This is a genomic window from Microcoleus sp. B9-D4 (assembly GCF_036705105.1).
Taxonomy (GTDB): Bacteria; Cyanobacteriota; Cyanobacteriia; order Cyanobacteriales; family Microcoleaceae; genus Microcoleus.
In genome coordinates this window covers 119,730-124,837 of the sequence record NZ_JAUBTS010000006.1, presented here as the reverse complement: position 1 = coordinate 124,837, position 5,108 = coordinate 119,730, and the positions used below count along the sequence as shown (strand labels likewise).

Below are 5,108 nucleotides of genomic sequence, written 5' to 3'. Positions count from 1 at the left end.
GTCGGTGATGGGGAAGTTGTCGGTGATGGGGAAGTTGTCGGTGATGGGGAAGTTGTCGGTGATGGGGAAGTTGTCGGTGATGGGGAAGTTGTCGGCGATGGGGAAGTTGTCGGCGATGGTGAGTCTGTCGGTGATGGGGAAGTTGTCGGTGATGGGGAAGTTGTCGGTGATGGGGAAGTTGTCGGTGATGGTGAGTCTGTAGGCGATGGTGAGTCTGTAGGCGATGGTGAGTCTGTAGGCGATGGTGAATCTGTAGGCGATGGTGAAGTTGTCGGCGATGGTGAAGTTGTCGGCGATGGGGAAGTTGTCGGCGATGGTGAATCTGTAGGCGATGGTGAATCTGTAGGCGATGCTTGGGGTGAAGGCGACGGCGAAGTTGGTGTTGGTGAAGGTGAGGGCTTTAAGGGAGTGCTGTCAGTGGACGATCGAACTAAAGCTACACCTAATAATAGCGGGCCTTGTCGATCGGTCTTTTGATCGAACTCCAATTTCCTCGTCGTCAAATCGCTTTCCGCCCAACTTTCTTGACTCGTCCAAATCAGAGGTTTTTCCTCTATCCCTTCTACGGGCGAGGTTTCCAAAGCACGCGCAAACGGATAAAATGAAATGCCGGTGCCAAAACTTTGAGTAATCGGATGTTCGCCGTAGCGCCTGACTGTGGGAACCGTGGGGCCGAGCCCAAATCTTTGACCAGTACCCGAAGCATCGATGGCCAAACGGGCGTCTAGTTTGACGCCCCATTCTTGCAGCAATTTGTCCAATCCCGTATCAATTGCCGGGTCTACCATTAACAATAAACTGCCGCCGCGATCGAGATAAGCTCTTAGTGCTTTAATTTCTGTATCGGAAAACGGTTTGTCCTGGCCGGGAACGATTAAAGCATCTGCATCTTCTGGCACTTCTTTGCGTTCGGTCAAATTCAGCGTTTGGGCGTTGTAGTATTTATCTTTCAAAGCTTTTTCAGCTTGCTGAATTCCGCCTTGACCTTCCTGTAGCGGGCGGGCTCCTTTGCCTTGCAAAAAGTAAACTGTAGCAACGCGAGTGCTCAGGATTTCTTCTAAGCCATTGGTAAGTTTTATCTCTGAAAGACCTTGATTTGGGTCGCTACCAAAAGCAGTGCCACCTTTTTGCAGTACCTGTTTTTTATCACCGGATTGCAGGTAAACTTCTCCGATGCTGGTAATACTAAATTCCCGCGCTTTTCCCGGTTGCGCCTGCGGGTCAACAAACTCAAATTGGAATTTTTCGCCTCCCTCGCGTTTGTAGCTTTGCAGCAATTCTTTAATTTGGGGGTTTTGGATGGGGTCAAATACCCAAACTTTGACTGTTTGTTGCAAATTTCGCAGTATTTGTTGAGTCTGCGGGGCAAGGGTAAATTGTTGGCTTTCGGTTAAGTCGATGCGGACGGGATAGCGAACGGCTATGAAGTTAATTACTCCGAGAATCACAAAGACGGCGAGGGTAGCAATCAGGGCGTTGGTGCTGGCTTGAGTGGAACGCTTCCCCCAAAAGCTTTGTTCGTAACTCAAATATAGCAGCCAAAGTGCGATCGTCACTGCTCCGGCAATAACTAAACCGACTGTCAGCGGGTCCCATACTCCTGATACAAGTGCTGCTGTTACACCCGCTGCGATGAGGAGGGGGCCCAGCAAAAAAACGTATTTCCAATTTGTTTTGCTAATTTTCATAACGTAAATATTGGGTGAGAAAATTCCGGGTCGAGGATGTTATTCTATATCGCATTAGCTTGCAACCATGCTGTTAAATCTGACTGCTTGTTGAAATCCAGCACGGCATCTCCTAGTTCTTCTAATTCCTGTATACCTAATTGACGGATGCAGTTTTCGGTTTCCGGTTGTATTGTGCCTAAACGCCGCACTAGCTGACGCAATATTAACGAGAGTTGAGCGGTTTTTGTTACCTGTTCTCTTGCTACATCTATGGCAATCTGCTGGTCTTCTATCCACAGTTCTTGCTTGTGCAATTCATTTAATTCTTCCTGAGTGAAGTTTTCCTCGCTGGCAATTCTAAAAGCTTTCTGAATTTCGGGAACTGCACTGAGTGTTTCTGGTACTGTCTCCAGAGTGCTGGTATTTTCGAGAAAGTAAATCCATTGATCTGCGGTTGTTTCTAATTCTGCTAATTCCTTGCTAAATTTTGGCAGCTCGATAAAAACTAATTCTATTGCAGTATCTGGAGACTCAAACTGTTGCTCTTTTTCTTGGAAAACAAACCGTGACATAAATTCCGGCTGATTTTCAAACATTTCAAAATCGGCAATTTTTAAGGAAATTACTGTTTTTAGTCTTTCGTAGCGTTCTTTTCCTGTTAATTGCTGGCTGTAGCTTTTGGCAGCGTTGTACAAAACTCTGTTCCCAAAGGAAGGCACGTTGATCAGTTGAATTTCAACTAGGGCGATTCTGTCGCCGTTAATTGTGGCTTTGACATCTAGGTGTGTGTCTTGGGTTGCGAGAGTTTGAGGTTCTGGTTGGGAGTCGATTATTTCTAAGTCTTCGATGACGGGCTGTGCTTCATAAAGGATGGCGTTTAAAAAATTAATCAGGATGTCTTTGCTGTCGCTGGAACCGAATATTTTTTTAAACGCGAAGTCGATTTTTGGATTGATAAATCTCATTGTTTGAGGTGTTTTGTAGAATGATTCACAGGGAAAAATAACCTGCGATTTGCTCTTTACTTGTCTTTACTTATGCAAAAATAACCTGCTCTGTCTCTGCCTTACCTAATGTTTTTAAGAACGCTGATATCGCAAGGCATCGATGGATTGGGCGGTCAGAAATACTCCTAAAATGATGTAACTGGCAAACATAATTAAACTGCTGGTGTCAAAAACTCCCTTGACAAGATTGGTGTAATTTGTTAGGAGCGACAAATGTCCTAATGCTGTTCCGAAGGGGCCACCGATACTGACTGCGACTGCATCGATCACCCAGAGAAATAATACTAGAGTGAAGGTGAGGATGGCTGATAAAATTGTGCTGTCGGTGAGGGAGGAAATAAACATTCCGAGGGACAATACTCCTGCTGCTAGTAAGATTAAGCCGCCGTGTCCTAGCAGAAGAACTCCGGGGGGTACGGGCGGGGTTGAGGAACTGAGGGCGATCGCCTCGCAGAAAAGCAGAGGCAGCAACATTGTGGTATAAAATGTTAAAACTCCCAGGAGTTTGCCGGTAGCAACGGCCCAGTTTGTTAAGGGCGATGTGGCTAATAGTTCTAAGGTGCCGCGTTTGCGTTCTTCTGCGTAAAGTCCCATTGAGAGTGCGGGTAGTACGAACAAGGAAAGGGAACCCATTATTCGCAGGAAGAGTTGCAGGAATTCGTAGGCTACGTCGATGGGAGGTTCGGTAATTCCCATTTGGTCTCGCTGGCCGATTTGGGGAATTAACCCGTCGGGGGCGAGGAGGATGGCTATTAAAAAGTAGCCGGTGATTAGCCAAAAGACTGCTGCGATGGCATAGGCTAATGGCGATGCAAAATAGCTTTGTAGTTCTTTGCGGTAAATTGCGACAATATTACTAATCATTACTAACATTTAGGAATTGGGAAGGGGTAATTGGGCATTGGTAATTGGTTCATTCTGAGTCGCCTGCGGGTGGTGTTTCACTGCTGTCGCTATCCTGTTTTTTTCTTTCTATTTGTCGCTTTTTGGTAACAGGTGGCTGTTCTGGTAGAGAATCGCTACTCGGTTGTGGCTTTTTTTTAATTGGCCGATTTTTTACAACAGGTTCGGGTTCTGGCTGAGAAAGTTCGAGCGACTTTGGCGCATCTAAAATCGGTTCGGGTTCTGGTTGAGAAAGTTCGAGCGACTTTGGCGCATCTAAAATCGGTTCGGGTTCTGGTTGAGAAAGTTCGAGCGACTTTGGCGTATCTAAAATCGGTTCGGATTCTGGCTGAGAAAACTCGAGCGACTTTGGTGCATCTAAAATCGGTTCAGATTCTGGTTGAGAAAACTCGAGCGACTTTGGTGCATCTAAAATCGGTTCAGATTCTGGTTGAGAAAGTTCGAGCGACTTTGGTGCATCTAAAATCGGTTCAGATTCTGGTTGAGAAAGTTCGAGCGACTTTGGTGCATCTAAAATCGGTTCAGATTCTGGTTGAGAAAACTCGATCGACTTTGGTGCATCTAAAATCGGTTCGGGTTCTGGCTGAGAAAGTTCGAGCGACTTTGGTGCATCTAAAATCGGTTCGGGTTCTGGCTGAGAAAGTTCGAGCGACTCTACTGTTTCTACAATGAGTAGATTTTCGACAATCGGTTCTGGTTGAGAATGCTCGATCGACTCTACTGTTTCTACAATGAGTAGATTTTCGACAATCGGTTCTGGCTGAGAAAGCTCGATCGACTCTACTGTTTCGACAATGAGTAGATTTTCGACAATCGGTTCTGGTTGAGAATGCTCGATCGACTCTTGCCTTTCTACAATTTCCAGAAAATCGGCCACTCGTTGCATTTCTGGTTCTAAATCGCTTATTTCCTCTGCTGTTTCTGCAATTGGTTCTGATTCTGGTTGAGAATAGTCGCTCAAATCTTGCCTTTCGACAACTGGTTCTGATTCTGGTTGATGATGCTCGATCGACTCTACTGTTTCGACAACTGGTTCGGGTTCTGGTTCATTATGATCGATCGACTCTACTGTTTGTGAAACTTCTAGATCTTCGACAATCGCTTCTGGTTGAGAATGCTCGATCGACTCTGGTGTTTCGACAACTGGTTCGGGTTCTGGTTCATGATGCTCGATCGACTCTTGTCTTTCGACAACTGGTTCGGATTCTGGTTGAGAATAGTCGAGCGACTCTACTGTTTGTGAAACTTCTACATTTTCGACAACTGGTGCTGGTGGAGAAGGTTCTATCGGGAGTCTCTCACTTTTATAAAAAACATTTTTTACAAAAGTGAGCATCCTGCTTGCTTGTTTAGAGATATGTAGCGAGTAAGATCCTCGGGTTCCTGTGACACCCAAACTCAGATTCTTCGCTTCACTCAAATCTACGGTTTCTGCAACTGGTTCTGATTCTGGTTGAGGATGTTCACTCAAATCTACGGTTTCTGCAACTGGTTCTGATTCTGACTGAGAATGCTCGATCGACTCTAC

3 protein-coding genes and 1 pseudogene are annotated in these 5,108 nt (G+C 45.8%); all 4 read right to left on the bottom strand.

Translation table 11 applies throughout. The features are described from left to right. On the bottom strand, positions 1-1,688 hold a 1,688-nt coding region (locus tag QUB24_RS05715), incomplete at its 3' end, for a Gldg family protein (RefSeq protein WP_333151514.1). A 44-nt stretch (positions 1,689-1,732) separates the two neighbouring features. Then, on the bottom strand, positions 1,733-2,635 hold the full coding sequence (locus tag QUB24_RS05710) for an Rpn family recombination-promoting nuclease/putative transposase (RefSeq protein WP_333151512.1): 903 nt from the start codon (positions 2,633-2,635) through the stop codon (positions 1,733-1,735). Between the two features lie 114 nt (positions 2,636-2,749). Then, positions 2,750-3,550 (bottom strand): ABC transporter permease, encoded by an 801-nt coding sequence (locus QUB24_RS05705; RefSeq protein WP_333130509.1) that lies wholly within the window; start codon positions 3,548-3,550, stop codon positions 2,750-2,752. A gap of 40 nt (positions 3,551-3,590) precedes the next feature. Further along, positions 3,591-5,108: pseudogene (locus QUB24_RS05700) on the bottom strand (ATP-binding cassette domain-containing protein); the annotation flags it as partial.